The sequence below is a fragment of the Pseudomonas sp. GW822-FHT05A08 genome, from assembly GCF_058800485.1.
Genome location: NZ_CM179511.1, coordinates 1,516,616 through 1,534,960 on the forward strand (window position 1 = coordinate 1,516,616; position 18,345 = coordinate 1,534,960).

The 18,345-nt window shown below is 63.0% G+C and carries 19 protein-coding genes; 15 read left to right on the forward strand and 4 right to left on the reverse strand.

Annotated elements, in window-relative coordinates; all coding sequences use genetic code 11:
• The first annotated feature begins 24 nt into the window (after window positions 1-24).
• From AC3RCP_RS06795 to AC3RCP_RS06830, 8 genes are all read left to right on the forward strand, one after another.
• A complete protein-coding gene (locus AC3RCP_RS06795; protein WP_007927977.1) occupies window positions 25-1,026 on the forward strand; it encodes a response regulator in 1,002 nt (333 codons plus the stop codon).
• Window positions 1,027-1,134: 108 nt separating this feature from the next.
• Window positions 1,135-2,230, forward strand: a protein-coding gene (gene prfB, locus AC3RCP_RS06800) for a peptide chain release factor 2 (protein ID WP_097136878.1) whose coding sequence is annotated in 2 segments (ribosomal slippage) — window positions 1,135-1,206 and window positions 1,208-2,230 — 1,095 coding nt in all. Because the reading frame shifts where the segments join, the coding sequence is not laid out codon by codon here.
• 110 nt (window positions 2,231-2,340) lie between these two features.
• Complete coding sequence (gene lysS, locus AC3RCP_RS06805) at window positions 2,341-3,840, forward strand: lysine--tRNA ligase (RefSeq protein ID WP_007927975.1); 1,500 nt, start codon at window positions 2,341-2,343, stop codon at window positions 3,838-3,840.
• 101 nt (window positions 3,841-3,941) lie between these two features.
• Window positions 3,942-4,658, forward strand: a complete 717-nt coding sequence (locus AC3RCP_RS06810; protein ID WP_007927974.1) for a TetR/AcrR family transcriptional regulator — start codon at window positions 3,942-3,944, stop codon at window positions 4,656-4,658.
• A gap of 63 nt (window positions 4,659-4,721) precedes the next feature.
• The gene (locus AC3RCP_RS06815; protein ID WP_087091360.1) at window positions 4,722-5,267 is read left to right on the forward strand and encodes a hypothetical protein; all 546 of its coding nucleotides are present in this window, start codon (window positions 4,722-4,724) and stop codon (window positions 5,265-5,267) included.
• A 33-nt stretch (window positions 5,268-5,300) separates the two neighbouring features.
• Window positions 5,301-6,578: a flavohemoglobin expression-modulating QEGLA motif protein gene (locus AC3RCP_RS06820; RefSeq protein WP_007927969.1), complete on the forward strand. Its 1,278-nt coding sequence runs from the start codon at window positions 5,301-5,303 to the stop codon at window positions 6,576-6,578.
• 118 nt (window positions 6,579-6,696) lie between these two features.
• The gene (locus tag AC3RCP_RS06825) at window positions 6,697-7,614 is read left to right on the forward strand and encodes an alpha/beta hydrolase (RefSeq protein ID WP_101336942.1); all 918 of its coding nucleotides are present in this window, start codon (window positions 6,697-6,699) and stop codon (window positions 7,612-7,614) included.
• Window positions 7,611-7,937 carry a PA3694 family proteiin gene (locus AC3RCP_RS06830; protein ID WP_007927965.1) on the forward strand — a complete coding sequence of 109 codons (327 nt, stop codon included), beginning with the start codon at window positions 7,611-7,613 and terminating at the stop codon, window positions 7,935-7,937. Before AC3RCP_RS06825 ends, AC3RCP_RS06830 begins: the two co-directional genes overlap by 4 nt.
• 108 nt (window positions 7,938-8,045) lie before the next feature.
• Here AC3RCP_RS06830 and lptF read toward each other — a convergent pair whose 3' ends face one another.
• The 3 genes from lptF to AC3RCP_RS06845 form a co-directional block, all read right to left on the reverse strand.
• The gene (gene lptF, locus AC3RCP_RS06835; RefSeq protein ID WP_101336943.1) at window positions 8,046-8,834 is read right to left on the reverse strand and encodes a lipotoxin F family OmpA-related lipoprotein LptF; all 789 of its coding nucleotides are present in this window, start codon (window positions 8,832-8,834) and stop codon (window positions 8,046-8,048) included.
• A gap of 53 nt (window positions 8,835-8,887) precedes the next feature.
• Window positions 8,888-9,301, reverse strand: coding sequence for a DUF4398 domain-containing protein (locus AC3RCP_RS06840; RefSeq protein WP_007927961.1), 414 nt, complete (start codon window positions 9,299-9,301; stop codon window positions 8,888-8,890).
• Window positions 9,302-9,587: 286 nt separating this feature from the next.
• The gene (locus tag AC3RCP_RS06845) at window positions 9,588-9,932 is read right to left on the reverse strand and encodes a hypothetical protein (protein WP_007927959.1); all 345 of its coding nucleotides are present in this window, start codon (window positions 9,930-9,932) and stop codon (window positions 9,588-9,590) included.
• Window positions 9,933-10,172: 240 nt separating this feature from the next.
• On the opposite strand from AC3RCP_RS06845, the gene ppc reads away from it, so the two are divergent.
• The 6 genes from ppc to AC3RCP_RS06875 all read left to right on the forward strand — a co-directional run bounded on the left by ppc (window position 10,173) and on the right by AC3RCP_RS06875 (window position 16,722).
• Window positions 10,173-12,803 (forward strand): phosphoenolpyruvate carboxylase, encoded by a 2,631-nt coding sequence (gene ppc, locus AC3RCP_RS06850; protein ID WP_101336944.1) that lies wholly within the window; start codon window positions 10,173-10,175, stop codon window positions 12,801-12,803.
• A gap of 289 nt (window positions 12,804-13,092) precedes the next feature.
• Window positions 13,093-13,740 (forward strand): adenylate kinase, encoded by a 648-nt coding sequence (gene adk, locus AC3RCP_RS06855; protein ID WP_007927955.1) that lies wholly within the window; start codon window positions 13,093-13,095, stop codon window positions 13,738-13,740.
• Between the two features lie 98 nt (window positions 13,741-13,838).
• Window positions 13,839-14,513: a tRNA (adenosine(37)-N6)-threonylcarbamoyltransferase complex dimerization subunit type 1 TsaB gene (tsaB, locus tag AC3RCP_RS06860; RefSeq protein WP_101336945.1), complete on the forward strand. Its 675-nt coding sequence runs from the start codon at window positions 13,839-13,841 to the stop codon at window positions 14,511-14,513.
• Between the two features lie 186 nt (window positions 14,514-14,699).
• Entirely contained in the window at window positions 14,700-15,002 is a 303-nt protein-coding gene (locus tag AC3RCP_RS06865) for a hypothetical protein (RefSeq protein WP_009047187.1), read from the forward strand.
• Complete coding sequence (locus tag AC3RCP_RS06870; protein ID WP_101336946.1) at window positions 15,002-15,862, forward strand: DUF72 domain-containing protein; 861 nt, start codon at window positions 15,002-15,004, stop codon at window positions 15,860-15,862. The genes AC3RCP_RS06865 and AC3RCP_RS06870 overlap by 1 nt, the downstream gene beginning before the upstream one ends.
• Window positions 15,863-15,894: 32 nt before the next feature.
• Window positions 15,895-16,722 carry an isocitrate lyase/PEP mutase family protein gene (locus AC3RCP_RS06875; RefSeq protein ID WP_101336947.1) on the forward strand — a complete coding sequence of 276 codons (828 nt, stop codon included), beginning with the start codon at window positions 15,895-15,897 and terminating at the stop codon, window positions 16,720-16,722.
• 63 nt (window positions 16,723-16,785) lie between these two features.
• Here the strand turns inward: AC3RCP_RS06875 and AC3RCP_RS06880 are convergent, their stop codons facing one another.
• Window positions 16,786-17,406, reverse strand: coding sequence for a hypothetical protein (locus tag AC3RCP_RS06880; protein WP_007927936.1), 621 nt, complete (start codon window positions 17,404-17,406; stop codon window positions 16,786-16,788).
• 94 nt (window positions 17,407-17,500) lie between these two features.
• Between AC3RCP_RS06880 and AC3RCP_RS06885 the strand changes: the two genes are divergently transcribed.
• Window positions 17,501-18,283, forward strand: a complete 783-nt coding sequence (locus tag AC3RCP_RS06885) for a class I SAM-dependent methyltransferase (RefSeq protein ID WP_009042366.1) — start codon at window positions 17,501-17,503, stop codon at window positions 18,281-18,283.
• The last annotated feature ends 62 nt before the right edge of the window (window positions 18,284-18,345 follow it).

The window sequence follows — 18,345 nt, forward strand, 5'->3', positions numbered from 1 at the left end:
AGGTAGCAACTCAGGTGACAACCCATGAATGATTTACAGCTCGACGATTTTAAGACCGATGAAAATGCTGCGATGGTGCTGCTGGTCGACGACCAGGCAATGATCGGTGAGGCTGTGCGGCGTGGGTTGGCGAATGAAGAAAACATCGACTTCCACTTTTGTGCCGACCCGCACCAGGCCATTGCCCAGGCGATCCGCATCAAGCCGACGGTGATCCTGCAGGACCTGGTGATGCCGGGCCTGGACGGGTTGACGTTGGTGCGCGAGTACCGCAACCACCCGGCGACCCAGAACATTCCGATCATCGTGCTTTCGACCAAGGAAGACCCGCTGATCAAGAGTGCGGCCTTCGCCGCCGGGGCCAACGATTACCTGGTCAAACTGCCGGACAATATCGAGCTGGTGGCGCGCATCCGTTACCACTCGCGCTCCTACATGACCCTGTTGCAGCGGGACGCGGCCTATCGCGCACTGCGGGTCAGCCAGCAGCAGCTGCTCGATACCAACCTGGTGCTGCAGCGCCTGATGAACTCCGATGGCCTGACCGGCCTGTCCAACCGCCGGCATTTCGACGAGTACCTGGAGCTGGAATGGCGCCGGGCAATGCGCGACCAGACCCAGTTGTCGCTGCTGATGATCGATGTCGATTACTTCAAGTCCTACAACGACAACTTCGGTCATCTGGAAGGCGATGAAGCCCTGCGCAAGGTGGCGACGGCGATCCGCGAAGCCAGCAGCCGACCGTCGGATCTGCCGGCGCGTTATGGCGGGGAGGAGTTTGCCCTGGTGCTGCCGAACACCTCGCCCGGTGGGGCGCGGCTGGTGGCCGAGAAACTGCGCCAGACCGTGGCCGCGCTGAAGATTCCGCATATCGCGCCGACCGAAGGGGCGAGCCTGACCATCAGCATCGGCCTGTCCACCATGACGCCGCAGCCGAGCACCAGTTGCCGGCAATTGATCTCGGCCGCCGACAAAGGCCTGTATCTGGCCAAGCACAATGGTCGCAATCAGGTGGGGATCGAGTGAAAAAAACCGCCACCGCGGGGGCCTAAAGCCGCCAGGCGGGCTGCCGCACCAGCTTGATTACGTTATACTCGCCGGCTTTCAAAAGTTCGCCAACGAGTGCTGCCTGCCATGGAAATCAACCCGATCCTTAACACTATCAAGGACCTGTCCGAGCGCTCCGAAACTATTCGGGGGTATCTTTGACTACGATCAAAAGCATGAGCGTCTGACCGAGGTCAACCGCGAGCTTGAAGATCCGAACGTCTGGAACAAGCCTGAATACGCCCAGGAACTGGGCCGCGAGCGCTCTGCGCTGGCACAGATCGTCGAGACCCTGGACGAGTTGTCCGGTGGCCTGGCCGATTGCCGCGATCTGCTGGAGATGGCCGTCGAAGAGAACGACGAAGGCGCGGTAGGCGATGTGGTCGCCGAACTGACCCGTCTCGACGAGGCCCTGGCCAAGCTGGAATTCCGTCGCATGTTCAGCGGCGAAATGGACATGAACAACGCCTACCTGGATATCCAGGCCGGCTCCGGCGGCACCGAAGCCCAGGACTGGGCCAACATCCTGCTGCGCATGTACCTGCGCTGGGCCTCCAAGCGTGGCTTCGACGCCACCATCATGGAACTGTCCGAAGGCGAAGTCGCCGGGATCAAGGGCGCCACCGTGCACATCAAGGGCGAGTACGCCTTTGGCTGGCTGCGCACCGAGATCGGCGTGCACCGCCTGGTGCGCAAGAGTCCGTTCGACTCCGGCGCCCGCCGCCACACCTCGTTCTCGGCCGTATTCGTCTCGCCCGAGATCGACGACAAGGTGGAAATCGAGATCAACCCGGCGGACCTGCGCATCGACACCTATCGTTCCTCCGGTGCCGGTGGCCAGCACGTAAACACCACCGACTCGGCCGTGCGTATCACCCACGTACCGACCAACACCGTGGTCAGCTGCCAGAACGAACGTTCCCAGCACGCCAACAAGGACACCGCCATGAAGATGTTGCGGGCCAAGTTGTACGAGCAGGAAATGCAGAAGCGCAACGCCGCTTCCCAGGCGCTGGAAGACACCAAGTCCGACATCGGCTGGGGTCACCAGATCCGCTCCTACGTGCTCGATGCCTCGCGGATCAAGGATCTGCGTACCAACATCGAACGCAGTGACTGCGACAAGGTGCTCGACGGCGACATCGACGAATACCTGGTGGCCAGCCTGAAATCGGGGCTGTAAGCCGCGACACCCATGCCGCGGGCACGGCGCGCTTCTGTAGGAGCGAGGCTGGCCCGCGATCCCTTGCCACAGGCAAGGGGCAACGTACCTGTGATGGAAAATTTAAAGACATGAGCGACCTACAACTCGACCAGGCCCTGCAACAGGAAGAAAACACCCTGATCGCCCTGCGCAAGGAAAAGCTTGCTGCCGAGCGCGCCAAGGGCAATGCCTTCCCGAACGACTTCCGCCGCGACAACTACTGCAACGACCTGCAGAAGCAATACGCGGACAAGACCAAGGAAGAGCTGGCCGAGGCTGCAATCCCGGTCAAGGTTGCCGGTCGCATCATGCTCAACCGTGGCTCGTTCATGGTGATCCAGGACATGACCGGGCGGATCCAGGTCTACGTCAACCGCAAGACCCTGCCGGAAGAAACCCTGGACGCGGTCAAGACCTGGGACCTGGGCGACATCATCGCCGCCGAAGGCACCCTGGCCCGTTCCGGCAAGGGCGACCTGTACGTCGAGATGACCCAGGTACGCCTGCTGACCAAGTCGCTGCGTCCGCTGCCGGACAAGCACCACGGCCTGACCGACACCGAGCAGCGCTATCGCCAGCGCTACGTCGACCTGATCGTCAACGAAGACGTACGCGAAACCTTCCGCGTACGTTCGCAAGTCATCGCCCATATCCGCAGCTTCCTGATGAAGCGTGATTTCCTGGAAGTGGAAACGCCGATGCTGCAGACCATTCCCGGCGGTGCGGCGGCCAAGCCGTTCGAGACCCACCACAACGCCCTGGACATGGAAATGTTCCTGCGTATCGCCCCGGAGCTGTACCTCAAGCGCCTGGTGGTCGGTGGCTTCGAGAAAGTGTTCGAGATCAACCGCAACTTCCGTAACGAAGGCGTTTCGACCCGGCACAACCCTGAATTCACCATGTTGGAGTTCTACCAGGCCTACGCCGACTACGAAGACAACATGGACCTGACCGAAGAGCTGTTCCGCGAACTGGCGCAATTGGTCCTGGGCAGCACCGACGTGCCGTACGGCGACAAGGTGTTCCACTTCGGCGAGCCGTTCGCCCGCCTGTCGGTGTTCGACTCGATCCTCAAGTACAACCCCGAGCTGACCTTTGAGGACCTGAACGACATCGACAAGGCTCGCGCCATCGCCAAGAAGGCCGGTGCCAAGGTGCTCGGCTTCGAAGGCCTGGGCAAGCTGCAGGTGATGATTTTCGAAGAGCTGGTCGAGCACAAGCTGGAGCAGCCGCACTTCATTACCCAGTACCCGTTCGAAGTCTCGCCGCTGGCCCGTCGCAACGACGAGAACCCGAACGTGACCGACCGTTTCGAGCTGTTCATCGGTGGCCGCGAAATCGCCAACGCCTACTCCGAGTTGAACGACGCGGAAGACCAGGCCGAGCGTTTCATGGCCCAGGTGGCCGACAAGGACGCCGGTGACGACGAAGCCATGCACTACGATGCCGACTTCGTTCGCGCCCTGGAGTACGGCATGCCGCCGACCGCCGGTGAAGGTATCGGCATCGACCGCCTGGTGATGCTGCTGACCAACTCCCCGTCGATCCGCGACGTGATCCTGTTCCCGCACATGCGGCCGCAAGCGTAAATATGTTGAATAAAAAGCCGCCGCTAACAGGCGGCTTTTTATTGTCTGTGTGGCACTGACGTACTGCTTTTTTCATTTTTTATGTGAGAGGAATACCTGTCGTGAACCGTGCAATTGCTCAAGAAGGTGCAGCTGGCATCGCCACTGCGGTCGCTGAAAGTGTTCAGTACCAGGGCCGCAAGGCCAGCCGACAGGGCAGTGAGCAACGTCGCCAGGATATTCTCGACGCGGCCATGCGCATCGTCGTGCGCGATGGCGTGCGCGCCGTGCGCCATCGCGCGGTCGCCGCCGAAGCCGGTGTGCCGCTGTCGGCCACCACCTACTACTTCAAGGATATCGATGACCTGCTCACCGATACCTTTGCCCAATACGTCGAGCGCAGCGCCGCCTTCATGGCCAAGCTGTGGGCCAACAACGAGGGCTTGCTGCGGGAGATGGTCGCCTATGGCGACGGCAGCCCGCAGTCCCGCGCGCAACTGGCCGATGACATTGCGCGCCTGACCGCCGATTACGTGCAGCGCCAACTGCACAACCGCCGCGAGCATCTGATGGCCGAGCAGGCGTTTCGCCAGGAAGCGCTGCTCAACCCGCGCCTGGCGTTGCTGGTGCGTTCCCACCAGCAGATCCTGCTGCAGGGCACCTGCCAGTTTTTCCAGGTATTGGGTTCCCGCGAGCCGCAACAGGATGCCAAAGTGTTGACGTCTATAATCGGACGGATGGAATATCAGGGCCTGCTCAACGGGGCAGAGCCTCTGGCCGACGAGGACATGCTGGGCATTCTGACCCGGTACATGCACCTGGTATTGGCCTCGGTGTGATCCGCCCGCCCGAACGCAGGCTGCGCTAGCGGCTACGGGTCGACTGCTGATAGGGAGTGTTGAATGAAAGCCTGGCGCGTTGTGATCGCCTTGTCGTTCCTGCTGCTCAGCGGCTGCCTGGTGTCCTTCAAGGAACCCTTGCCGGCCGACCAGGCTGCGCCCGCGGCGTTGCTCGGCAAATGGACCAGCAAGAATGCCTGGGGCGAACCGCTCACCCTGCAGCTGAGCCGTATCGGCAACAACCGCTACAAGGCCGTCACTTCCGTCAAGGCCAAGCCGCAGCAGCACGATACTTACGAGTTCACCGTTTCCCGCCACGGCAGCCGCTGGTATCTCTCGGCGGCGGTGCCCCAGGCGCTGGGTGGGCACTTCACCATCGCCGGTTTCGAGTTGACCGACGAACACGAGCTGGTGCTCTACCAGCTCGATCTCGAGCAGATCAATCAGGCCCGCGGGCAGAACGCCCTGCGGGGCGAACCGTTCGACACCAAGGACGGCGAGGGCGTGCTGATCGACAGCGCGCTGCCACAGGTTTTCGCCTATCTGGACGATCCCGCCAACTCCGACGTGTTCGTCGAGGCGGCGCGCTTCCAGCGGGCAGGCAAGTAAACGCAGTACAGACGTTTTAACGGGAGTTTTGGGGTGGACGATTACCAGCAGACGATACGCACCTTGTCCGATCGCATTGTGCTGGCACAGACGCCGATCCGCGTACTGGATGCGGTGAAGTGGGATGACAACATCCGCAAAGGTTTCCTCAAGGCCAATGGCAAGGAAATGCCGGCGGTGGACCGTGCCTATTACGAAGGCCGGCCGCTGTCTTTCGACTCCAGCGCGGTGAAGCTGGAGTTCCAGAACATCGAGCGTGACATCACCCGGCAGCTGGGCCAGTTCAACCCGGTGGGGCAGATCATGCGGCGCATGTGCAAGGAGTACCGCATGGTAGTGCGGATGCTCGAGGCCCGTGGCACCGAGGACTTCGGGCTGATTTCCCAGGAGCTCTACGGCGCGGCCTCCGACGCCTTTCATGCCGGCGACCCGACCCTGGCCGACCTGGGCCTGATGCTCTCGGATTACCTGAACAATATCGACGGCCGTGGCGATCTCAAGGACGAACCCAAGACCCTGAGCGCCAAGGAAGCGGTGAACCTGCTGCAAAGCCGGCTGAACAAGGTGTTCGGCGAGGCCGAGGAAACCATCCGGGTCTTCGAGTCCGATGGCATAGTCGCGGACGCGGCGGCCGGCGCCGACTACATCAAGATCCGCGCCGACGCGCTGTTCAACGATCGCGATGTGCGCGCCCTGGAAGTCCACGAAGGCCTGGTCCACGTGGGCACCACCCTCAACGGCCTGAACCAGCCGATCTGCACCTTCCTGTCCAAGGGCCCGCCCTCGTCGACCGTGACCCAGGAAGGCCTGGCGATTCTGATGGAGATCATTACCTTCGCCTCCTACCCGAGCCGTCTGCGCAAGCTGACCAACCGCACTCGCGCCATTCACATGGTGGAGGAGGGTGCGGACTTCCTGCAGGTGTTCGAGTTCTTCCGCGAGCAGGGTTTCGAAATGGCTGAAAGTTATGGCAATGCCAGTCGGGTGTTCCGCGGTTCGGTGCCGACGGGCCTGCCATTCACCAAAGACTTGTCCTATCTCAAGGGCTTCATCATGGTTTACAACTACATTCAGTTGGCCGTGCGCAAGGGCAAGCTCGAGCAGATACCTTTGCTGTTCTGCGGCAAGACCACCCTGGAGGACATGCGGACCCTGCGCCAGTTGGTCGACGAAGGCCTGGTGGTGCCGCCCAAGTACCTGCCGGACCAGTTCCGCGACATGAACGCGCTGTCGGCGTGGATGTGCTTCTCCAACTTCCTCAATCACCTGAGCCTGGACCGGATCGAGGCGGATTACTCGAACATCCTGTAACCACCCCCTGTGTAGGAGCGAGCTTGCTCGCGATGGCGGTGTGCCTGACACCACGTATCGCGAGCAAGCTCGCTCCTACAGGGGGCGTTTTTCACCCTCGGCATAAGGCTTCAAACGGATGCGAGTCCTCGGCATTGTCTGCCTGCTGCTGACCCTGAGCGGTTGCAGCTCGCTGCTGTTCTATCCCGAGCGGGGCCTGCCGTTCACTCCGGACAAGGCCCGGCTCGACTACCGCGACGTCACCCTGACCGCCGCCGACGGTACGCGTTTGCACGGCTGGTGGCTGCCGGCCAAGGCCGGGGTGCCGGTCAAGGGCACGGTGCTGCACCTGCACGGCAATGGCGGCAACCTGTCCGGGCACCTCGGCGGCAGCTGGTGGTTGCCGGAGCAGGGCTACCAGGTGCTGCTGGTGGACTACCGTGGCTACGGGGTGTCGCAAGGCAAACCGAGCCTGCCGGCGATCTACCAGGACGTCGACGCGGCCTTCCAGTGGCTGGACCGGGCGCCCGAGGTCCAGGGCAAGCCGCTGATCGTCCTGGGCCAGAGCCTGGGCGGCGCCCTGGCCATCCACTATCTGGTGGAGCAGCATCCGGAACGCCAGCGCCAGCTCAAGGCCATTGTCTTCGACGGGGTACCAGCCAGTTACCGCGAGGTGGGCCGTTTTGCCCTGAGCACGTCCTGGATGACCTGGCCGTTCCAGGTGCCGCTGTCGTGGCTGGTGCCCGATGGCGACAGTGCGATCAAGGCCATGGCGCGCCTGGATGGCGTGCCCAAGCTGATCTACCACAGCATCGACGATTCCCTCGTACCGCTTTCCAACGGCATCCGTCTGTATCAAGCTGCGCCCCCGCCCAGGGTGCTGCAACTGACCCGAGGCGGTCATGTGCAGACCTTCGCCGACCCGGTCTGGCGCCAGGTGATGTTGCGTTACCTTGAGGACCCGCAGCATTTCAACGGCCTGCGCCGCCTGGGCGAAATCCCCAATTACCCCACACCTTTGAATCCAGTCGTAGAACCTCCAGAGAGTCCGCAATGAGCGAAGAACGTAACGCTATCCCCCTGATCATCACCGGTATCTGCAGCATCATCGGCACCGTGGCGTGCCTGTGGTACTACGGCTACCTGCATTTCGCCAAGCCGGAGGATGCGTTGCTGCTCAACGATTTCACCATGCTCAAGACCGTGCCCGGCGAAGACTACAAGGTGTCCCTGGAGCCGGCGGCCGAGGTGGCGCAATGCATCGATGGCGTGCTGGTGCTGTTCGACACCGAGCAGAAGGGGCTGACGGGCGTGCTGATCAACAACAAGAAGCGCGCCGTGCGCTGCATGGGCCAGGAAACCCCGAAGCTGGAGCAGTGACCGCTCGGCATGCCAGCGCAAGCCGCGATCCGGTTGCCGGATAAAAAAGCCCCGCCGATCAAGGCGGGGCTTTTTATTGGGTGCACGGTTTATCGTGCGGGGCCGGGCTTAGTTGGCGCTGATGGCCGAACGTGGCGCGACCGGCTGGTTGTCGTTGGAAATGGTCACTTCCACGCGACGGTTCATGGCGCGCCCGGAAACGCTACCGTTGTCGGCAACCGGGTATTGCTTGCCATAACCCTGGGCGACGATGCGTGCCGGATCGACACCCATCTTGATCAGGGCGACCTGTACCGAAGTGGCGCGACGCTCGGACAGCGACTGGTTGTAGGCCGCGCTGCCGGTACTGTCGGTGTAGCCTTCGACTATCACTTTGCGGTCAGGGTTGTCGCGCAGGAACTGCGCCAGCTTGTTGATGTTGACCAGGCCGCTGGACTTCAGGTCGGCCTTGTTGGTGGCGAACAGCACGTCACCGAAGGTCACCAGCGTACCGCGGTCGGTCTGCTTGGCGTTGAGGCTCGATTGCAGTTGCTTGATCTGCGCGTCGCGGGCATCGAGAAGCGCCTTGGCGCGCTGGTCGCCGGCGTCCTTGAGCTGGGTTTCCGCGGTGCGCAGGGCGATGGTCTGCTTGGCCACTTCAATCCGCTGGTTGGTCAGGTAGGCCAGTTGGTCGACCTTCTTTTCGTCCTCCTTGTTCAGGTAGGCCTTGTCGGCCTTGTCCAGCCATTCGCTGGCGTCCTTGGTCTCCAGGGCCGCCACCTTGGTGGCCTGCGGGTTGGCCTGCAGGGCCGAGTAGTTGGTCCGGGCGTTTTCCAGGTTGGCGTTAGGCGGGGTGGAGCATGCCGCCAGCGCTACGCTCAGGGCCAACAGGGCAGGGATCATCAGTTGTTTACGCATAATGGTTTCGTCCTTTTATCGATTGCGAATACGTGGGAATCGGCGCCCGCGGCTCATTGCACGCTGCGCATGCCTTCCTGACGTAGTTCCTGAACGCCTTTCTGAGAGTCCTTCAATGCCTGTTCGGCCTTGGCTGCCTGAGCCTTGCGCTCGGCGACGCGGGCGTCCCATTCGGCCTGCTCGGCCAGACGCCGGGCTTCGTCGTAGTTCTTGTCGTGCATGGCGAGCTCGGCTTGCTTGAGCTTGTCCTGAGCCGATTTCATTTCCACCGCGGCAAATTCGGTACCGCCTGCGCTGACTGCGCTGTTGACCGCAGATTGCGTCACCGCGTATTGCTCGCTTGGCGGATTACCGGCGCAACCGGCCAGGACCAGGCTGCTACCGAGAGCCAGCGCGGCCAGTTTCAGCCCGCGCAGAGAGGTTGACGAGGATTTGGCAGTGCTGATCTTCATGGTCTTCAACTCCATTGGATAACTCCTGAAAAACATCAAAATCCATCCCGGTTCCGACGCCGTAACGCTGAGTGACGACAAGGCTGGGGGCGTTGAAAATGAAACGGCCGTTCCAGTGATGGTTATTGGCTGTGACCCGAGGCTTTTTTGAATAGTTCAGAGAAGATGGCCTATCGCCCGGAAATTTCCTGACTGTGTAGACAAGGCTCTAAATAAGGAACTTTTGCCGTGCGCAGGGGTACTCCTGACCCGATCCGGGGTCAGGAATAACGCTCTTATCGGTGAGAAATGCAGGCGTGGATCAGTGTTTCTGCTCGTCTGCCTGAGCCGACAGATCGTGCAGATAACGCCGCGACAGGGCGAGAAAACGCGGGGTAGGGCCGATGTCTTCGTAGAGTGGATCGCCTTCTTCGTCGGTGGCGACCACATGCTGGCCCTGGACATAAGGGAAGCTGGTCTCGAGTTCCTCCAGGGCGGCCCCGATCAGTTCGCCGAGCAGTTCCTCGGTCCGGCGTTTGGGATACATCTCGGAAATTGCCGCCAGGCGTGCGGCGGCTTCGACATCCAGATAGATCGTGTAGCCGGTCTGGGTCAGGCGACCCTTGGCGTTTTCTTCCCAGTGTTGCGCGAGCTCACGGATTTTCATGGCAACCTCAATGAACACCTGCTTGTGGCAGGGCTTGGTGAGTGACCGGCCTGTGCCGGCGCTAAGCCGTTGTGCGGCTTACTCTTGAGACTAGCTCCATAGTGCAAGGTTTAAAGGCGCTTCGTCGTGCACCGGTGTTGCCCGTAGCTGTTCGCGTCAAGACCGCCCTTGCTAATAGCCATGTGCTGGCGGCACTCTTGGGGCTTACCAGGAGCCCCGAGTCCGCTGGAGAACAGGTAGATGACCGATATTGATGCGCGCTTGCGCGAAGATGTTCACCTGCTGGGTGAGCTGTTGGGCAACACCATTCGTGAACAGTATGGCGAGGGTTTCCTCGACAAGATCGAACAGATTCGCAAGGGTGCCAAGGCCGACCGGCGCGGTTCGCTGGATGCCGAACTCAGCGCCAGCCTCAACCAGCTCAGCGAGGATGAACTGCTGCCGGTGGCGCGGGCGTTCAACCAGTTCCTCAACCTGGCCAACATCGCCGAGCAGTACCAGTTGATTCACCGTCGCGAGGAGACGCAGCCGGCGCCGTTCGAGTCGCGGGTGCTGCCGGAACTGCTGGCGCGCCTGCGGGCCGAAGGCCATGGCGCCGAGGCGCTGGCCCGGCAGTTGGGACGGCTGGAGATCGAGCTGGTGCTGACCGCCCACCCCACCGAAGTCGCTCGCCGCACGCTGATCCAGAAATACGATGCCATCGCCGCGCAGTTGGCTGCCCAGGACCATCGCGACCTGACCTTGGCCGAGCGCGCGCAGATCCAGACACGCTTGCAGCGGCTGATCGCCGAGGCCTGGCACACCGAAGAAATCCGCCGTACCCGGCCGACCCCGGTGGACGAAGCCAAGTGGGGCTTCGCGGTGATCGAGCATTCGCTGTGGCAGGCCATCCCCAACTATTTGCGCAAGGCCGACCAGGCTTTGCACGCGGCCACCGGCATGCATTTGCCGTTGGAGGCGGCGCCGATTCGCTTTGCTTCGTGGATGGGCGGCGACCGTGACGGCAACCCCAATGTCACCGCGGCGGTGACCCGCGAGGTGCTGTTGCTGGCGCGCTGGATGGCCGCCGACCTGTACCTGCGCGATGTCGATCAACTGGCTGCCGACCTGTCCATGCAGCAAGCCAACGCGACATTGCGGGCACTGGCCGGCGACAGCGCCGAGCCGTATCGCGCGGTGCTCAAGCAATTGCGCGAGCGCCTGCGGGCCACCCGCAACTGGGCCCAGGCCTCGTTGAGCGGTAGCGTGCCGGCGACTGCCCAGGTGCTGCAGAACAACCGCGAGCTGCTGGACCCGCTGGAGCTCTGCTACGAGTCCCTGCACGAATGCGGCATGGGCGTGATCGCCGACGGTCCGTTGCTCGACTGTCTGCGCCGCGCGGTGACCTTCGGCCTGTTCCTGGTGCGCCTGGACGTGCGCCAGGACTCCTCGCGGCACACCGCGGCCATGACCGAAATCACCGACTACCTGGGCCTGGGCCGCTACGGCGACTGGAGCGAGCAAGAGCGCATCGATTTCCTGATGCGCGAACTGGGCAGCCGTCGTCCGCTGTTGCCCGGTTATTTCAAGCCCTCGGCCGACACCGCCGAAGTGCTGGCGACCTGCCGGGAAATCGCCGCGGCCCCGGCGGCTTCGCTGGGTTCCTATGTGATCTCCATGGCCGGCGCGGCATCCGATGTGCTCGCCGTGCAACTGCTGCTCAAGGAAGCGGGCGTGCTGCGGCCGATGCGCGTGGTGCCGCTGTTCGAAACCCTGGCCGACCTGGACAACGCCGGCCCGGTGATCGAGCAGTTGCTGCTTCTGCCGGGCTATCGCTCGCGTCTGCAGGGCCCGCAGGAAGTGATGATCGGTTATTCCGACTCGGCCAAGGATGCTGGCACCACCGCTGCCGCCTGGGCGCAGTACCGGGCCCAGGAAAAACTGGTGGATATCTGCCGTGAGCAGCAGGTCGAGCTGCTGCTGTTCCATGGTCGCGGTGGCACCGTGGGGCGTGGCGGCGGCCCGGCCCACGCGGCGATCCTGTCGCAGCCGCCGGGTTCGGTGGCGGGGCGCTTCCGTACCACCGAGCAAGGGGAAATGATTCGTTTCAAATTCGGCCTGCCGGACATCGCCGAGCAGAACCTCAATCTCTACCTGGCGGCGGTGCTGGAAGCGACCTTGCTGCCGCCGCCCCTGCCGCAGCCAGCCTGGCGCGACCTGATGGACGAACTGGCCGACGATGGGGTGAAGGCCTATCGCGCGGTGGTGCGGGAGAACCCGCAGTTCGTCGAGTATTTCCGCCAGTCCACGCCGGAGCAGGAACTGGGGCGCCTGCCACTGGGCAGCCGGCCGGCCAAGCGGCGTGCCGGCGGCATCGAAAGCCTGCGGGCCATCCCGTGGATTTTCGGCTGGACCCAGACCCGCCTGATGCTGCCGGCCTGGCTGGGCTGGGAAACCGCCTTGAGCAAGGCCCTGGAGCGCGGGGAGGGCGAGTTGCTGGGGCAGATGCGCGAACAGTGGCCGTTTTTCCGCACGCGTATCGACATGCTGGAGATGGTGCTGGCCAAGGCCGACGCGGATATCGCCCGTTCCTACGACGAACGATTGGTCGAACCGGCGCTGCTGCCATTGGGTGCGCATTTACGCGACTTATTGTCGCAGGCGTGTTCGGTGGTCTTGGGGTTGACCGGTCAGTCGCAGTTACTGGCACATAGCCCCGACACCCTGGAGTTCATTCGCCTGCGCAATACCTACCTGGACCCGCTGCATCTATTGCAGGCCGAACTGCTGGCTCGTTCGCGACGCCAGGACGGCGCCCAGGACAGCCCGGTGGAACAGGCGCTGCTGGTGTCTGTGGCGGGGATTGCCGCCGGTTTGCGCAATACCGGCTAAGGTAATTGCCGGGGTTTTCAGTGGCTTGGCACGGTACTTCGAGCGCTGGCCCGAGAGGGCTGGCGACCGTCGCCAGGCGACACTTTGTTATGGGGTTGCGACCAGCAATACCCTGTCGCCAGGGCATAAAGGCGGCGGGTTGCTCCGACTTTCGGCTGCTTGTGTGCGCTGTGTCGGCTGTGTATCTTGATCAGCCTTTGGCCGTTTGGGCGGCCACTATCCCATTTCCGAGATTGGCCCCACGAGGCGAATCCGAGCGTTTCTAAATAAAAAATTGAGGAGCACATCGATGCGCGTAATTCTGCTGGGAGCTCCCGGGGCCGGTAAAGGTACTCAGGCAAAGTTCATCACCGAAAAGTTCGGCATTCCGCAAATCTCCACCGGCGACATGCTGCGCGCAGCGGTCAAGGCCGGCACCGAACTGGGCCTGAAAGCCAAGAGCGTGATGGACGCCGGTGGTCTGGTCTCCGATGACCTGATCATCAACCTGGTCAAGGAACGCATCAGCCAGGCCGATTGCGCCAAGGGTTTCCTGTTCGACGGCTTCCCACGCACCATTCCTCAGGCCGAAGCGCTGGTCAAAGCCGGCGTCGAGCTGGACAACGTGGTCGAGATCGCCGTCGACGACGAAGAGATCGTCCAGCGTATCGCCGGTCGCCGTGTGCACGAAGCCTCGGGCCGCGTTTACCACACCGTCTACAATCCGCCGAAAATCGCCGGTAAAGACGACATCACCGGTGAAGACCTGGTCCAGCGTAAAGACGACACCGAAGAAACCGTGCGTCATCGACTGTCGGTCTACCACTCCCAGACCAAGCCGCTGGTGGAGTTCTACCAGAGCCTGGCCGCCAGCCAGGGCAAGCCGAAGTACAGCCACATCGCGGGCGTCGGTTCGGTCGAGTCGATCACCGGCAAGGTGCTCGAAGCGCTGAGCTGATCAGTCGTACCGGCTTGATCTTCAACGGCCCGCTTGCGGGCCGTTGCTGTTTATAATGCGTCACTTTTTTCAACTCCCTCTGCCTTATGGAAACATCGATGAGCACCTTGCTGGCCCTGGACACCGCGACTGAAGCCTGCTCGGTCGCCTTGCTGCACGACGGCAAGGTGACGAGCCACTACGAGGTGATCCCGCGCCTGCATGCACAGAAGCTGCTGCCGATGATCCAGAAACTGCTGGCCGATGCCGGCACCAGCCTGCAGGCCGTCGATGCCATTGCCTTCGGTCGCGGGCCCGGGGCCTTTACCGGTGTGCGGATCGCCATCGGCGTGGTCCAGGGCCTGGCCTTCGCCCTGGAGCGCCCGGTGCTGCCTGTGTCGAACCTGGCGGTGCTGGCGCAGCGCGCATTGCGCGAACACGGCGCGACCCAGGTGGCCGCCGCCATCGATGCGCGAATGGATGAGGTCTACTGGGGCTGCTACCGCGAAGTGGCGGGCGAGATGCGCCTGGCAGGGGCCGAAGCGGTGCTGCCGCCGGAAGCCGCTGCGTTGCCGGCGGACGCCAGCGGCGACTGGTTCGGCGCGGGCACCGGCTGGGGCTACGCCGAGCGTATCGGGGTCAATCTCAGTGGCCAGGACGCGGGCATGCTGCCCCACGCCGAAGATTTGCTGACCCTGGCGCGCTTTGCCTGGGAGCGCGACGAGGCGATCCCGGCGGATGAGGCGCAACCGGTGTACCTGCGGGACAAGGTGGCGACGCCAAAAGCGCGCTGACAGGCCGCTGCAGAGCTGTTCGCCATCACGAGTCCGCGTGGCGAGCGTGTCAATCGTCAGGTTTTCGTGCCAGTTTTCGGTGGCTTTTAAACCTTTTGCATTTTCTGTGTTCTAGTTATCACTCGGGCATTTGCGTAGTCGGCGAGGTGCCGCTAAATTGCCATCATCGATATCGAGCATGTGATTATGCGCATAGACGGCATTTCCTCTCAGTCCTACCCCATCAAGCGCAAGCCTCGCAAAGGCAGCGTGCTGCTGGACGACTCCCTCGAGGACGCAGATGCCGTCGAAGTCCAACCCGAGACTCCTGCCCAGGCGCGCTCCCAGGCTTCTGCCGGGCGCACCAGCAATCTTCCCGCCCGTCCACAGGACATGATCTTCCAGCGCGCCATGAAAAGAAGCGTCGCCAACGCTCTGGCCAGCTACCTGACCACCGCCGGTTTCGTCGATTGGGATATGGAAGTGGTGGGTCTCGACCTGCACATCTGATGTTGCTGCCTTATTACCTCGGTTGTCCTTCCTGGAGCGAAAACGCTTGGCGTGAGTACCTGTACCCGGAAAGCGCGCGGCCGACGGACTTTCTCGGCCTGTATTGCCAGGTCTTCAATGCCGTGGAAGGCAATACCACCTTCTATGCGCGCCCCGCCGAGGCCACGGTGCAGCGCTGGGCGCAGACCATGCCCGAACATTTCCGCTTCACCGCCAAGTTTCCCGGCGACATCAGCCATGGCGGCGACCTGCGCGAACAATTGGGCGCGGCCGAGAGCTTCCTGCAGTTGCTCAGCCCGCTGGGCGAACGTGTTTCGCCGCTGTGGCTGCAACTGCCCGCGAGCTTCACACCGCAGCGCCTGGCGGAACTGGCGGGCTTTATCGACGGCCTGGAGCGGCCGTTGGCGGTGGAAGTCAGGCATCGGGATTTCTTCGCCAAGGGCGATGCCGAGCGCATGCTCAACCGCCTGCTGCTGGATCGTGGGGTAGAGCGCATCTGCCTCGACCCGCGCGCCTTGTTCAGTTGCACTTCCAGCGAGCCGTCGGTGCTCCATGCGCAATCGAAGAAACCCAAGGTACCGCCGCGCCCGGCCGCCTTCACCCAGTTTCCCCAGGTGCGCTTTATCGGTCATCCGGAGCTTGAGGCCAACGATCCGTTCCTGGAGCCCTGGATCGACAAGGTCGCCGGCTGGATCGAGGAAGGGCGAACCCCCTACATCTTCCTGCACACCGCCGATAACCGCCTGGCTGCCGAGCTGGCGCGGCGTTTCCATGTGCGCCTGATGGAGCGCCTGCCTGGATTGCCAGCCTTGCCTGAGCTATACAGAGAGCCCGCCGCGGAGCAACTCGGCTTGCTCTGAACGGGATCATTTCCCTGTCCAGGAGTCCGCCAATGGATGCGCAAACCCTTCGTGCCCAAACCTTCAAGGCCCTGCATGAGCGTGATCGGGCTTTCGTGATTCCCAACCCCTGGGACGCGGGCTCCGCCAAGATGCTGGCCAGCCTCGGCTTCGAGGCCCTGGCGACCACCAGCGCCGGTTTCGCGTTCTCCCTGGGCCGCCCCGACGCTGAAGGCGCCTTGTCCCTGGAGGACACCCTGGGCAACGTTCGCGCCATAGTCGGCGCCAGCAGCCTGCCGGTGGCGGTGGACCTGGAGAACGGTTTTTCCGACAGCCCCGAAGGCTGTGCCCGGACCCTGCGCCAAGCGGCTGCCTGCGGGGCGGTGGGCGGCTCCATCGAAGACGCCACGGGCCGGGCCGATGATCCGATCTATGACTTCAAGCTGGCGGTCGAGCGTATCGAGGCGTCGGTCGCCGCAGTGCGGCAATTGCCTTTTCCCTTTGTGCTCACGGCACGGGCGGAAAACCTGCTGCATGGCCGGCAGGACCTGCCGGACACCCTTCGCCGCCTGCAAGCCTATGCCGAGGCCGGCGCCGATGTGCTGTATGCGCCTGGGTTGCGCTCGGCCGAGGAAATCATCGCCGTGGTCCGCGCGGTGGCGCCCAAACCGGTCAACGTGCTGATGTCGGGTGGCGTGAAATTGACCCTGGCGCAGTTGAGCGAGCTGGGGGTGAAGCGGATCAGCGTCGGTTCGGCCCTGGCGCGGGCCGCCTATGGCGCCTTCTATCAGGCGGCGCAGGAAATCCGCGACCACGGCAGCTTCGACTTTGCCGACCAGGCGTTGCCGTTCGGGCAGATCAATCGGTTGTTCAAGGGCTGAGCGGCCGGGTTGTCGCTAGGTGCCATTGCCGGTAGTGGATCTGTCGGTGAAACCGGCTTGAGGTCAGGCGGCGATCCGCAGGTTCTGCAGGATCAGCGGACGCGCCCAGCCGGTATCGAAATCGAACTGTTTCTGCTGCTCGATGAGTTCTTGCGGCGGGAAGGGCGGGAAGGGTTTGTCCAGCAGCTCCAGTTCGAGTTCGGCGATCGGCAGGTGCAACGGCCGCGGTTGCGGCGCCGGGCTCGGCTCGGGCAGGGGCTGGCCGGCATTGAGGACAATGGGGCGTACCCAGCCGCTTTCGAAGTCTTGCTGGTGTTGCTGGGCGGCGATTTCTTCCGGCGGGAACGGCGGAAACGGTTTGTCCAGCAGCTCGGTCTCGAACTCGGCGATCGGTAGGAACAACGGTTCCGGCGGGCGGATCTCGGTGTCCTGGACGTCGCAATGACGCTGGGTAACGATTTGCGCCAGCAGGTCGCTGCCGCCATGGGGTTCGGTCGGGCCGTCCACGGCCACCGGAGAATTGTCGTCAGTGACCTTCGCGCCATCGCCGCGTTGCTCGGCCAGCGCCTGGGCAAAGAAATCCTGCCACAGATGGCTGACGCCGCTCAGTGCCTGGGAATTTTTGAGGCCGTAATCGCCGTGGGGCGATATGACGCCAATGGATAGGCTTCGAATGTCTGACATTTCTCTCGGGTCGACGCTCAGCTCTGGCAAAATGCCGGATAGTTCTTTTATCGGCAGTTTTTGCCGATCATTAATTTTTTGAGCGTGTTTTCAGATGAGTGAGCAACCAGCGGCCTGCCGCATCAAAGTCGAGGCCTTGGCCGATGCATTCCAGCCGCAGGCGGCGCACTGGGCCGAGCGACTGGGGCTGCCATTGCAGATCGACGAGGCGGAATTCGCCCTGCAGGTCGGCGAGCAGGGCTTGCAACTGCAGCAGCTCGGCGCCGATGCGCCAGGGCCGGTGCGGGTGGACTTTGTCGAGGGTGGCGCGGCTCACCGACGGCTGTATGGCGGCGGTAGTGGGCAGATGATCGCCAAGGCGGTGGGCATCGCCCAGGGTGTGCGTCCGCGGATCCTGGATGCCACGGCGGGGCTGGGCAAGGATGCGTTCGTCCTGGCCAGCCTCGGTTGCGAGATGAGCCTGATCGAACGCCAGCCCTTGATCGGCGCCTTGCTGGAAGATGGCCTGGCCCGGGCGGGAGAGGATTTCGAGGTGGCGCCGATCGTGGCCCGCATGCGCCTGCTCAAGGGCAACTCGATCGAGGTGATGCGCAACTGGGAGGGCGAGCCGCCCCAGGTGATCTACCTGGACCCGATGTTCCCGCATCGGGAAAAGACCGCGCTGGTGAAAAAGGAAATGCGCCTGTTCCGCCCACTGGTCGGGGACGACCCGGACGCCCCGGCGCTGCTGGAGGCCGCCCTGGCCTTGGCCAGCCACCGGGTGGTGGTCAAGCGCCCGCGCAAGGCGCCGTGCATCGCAGGCCCCAAGCCGAGCCATGCGCTGGATGGCAAATCCAGCCGTTACGATATCTATCCGAAGAAGGCGCTCAAGGCCTGATCTTCATCGGTTTTTTCGCCAGCGAGCTCGCTCCTACAGGGACTGCGCATGACCTGTAGGAC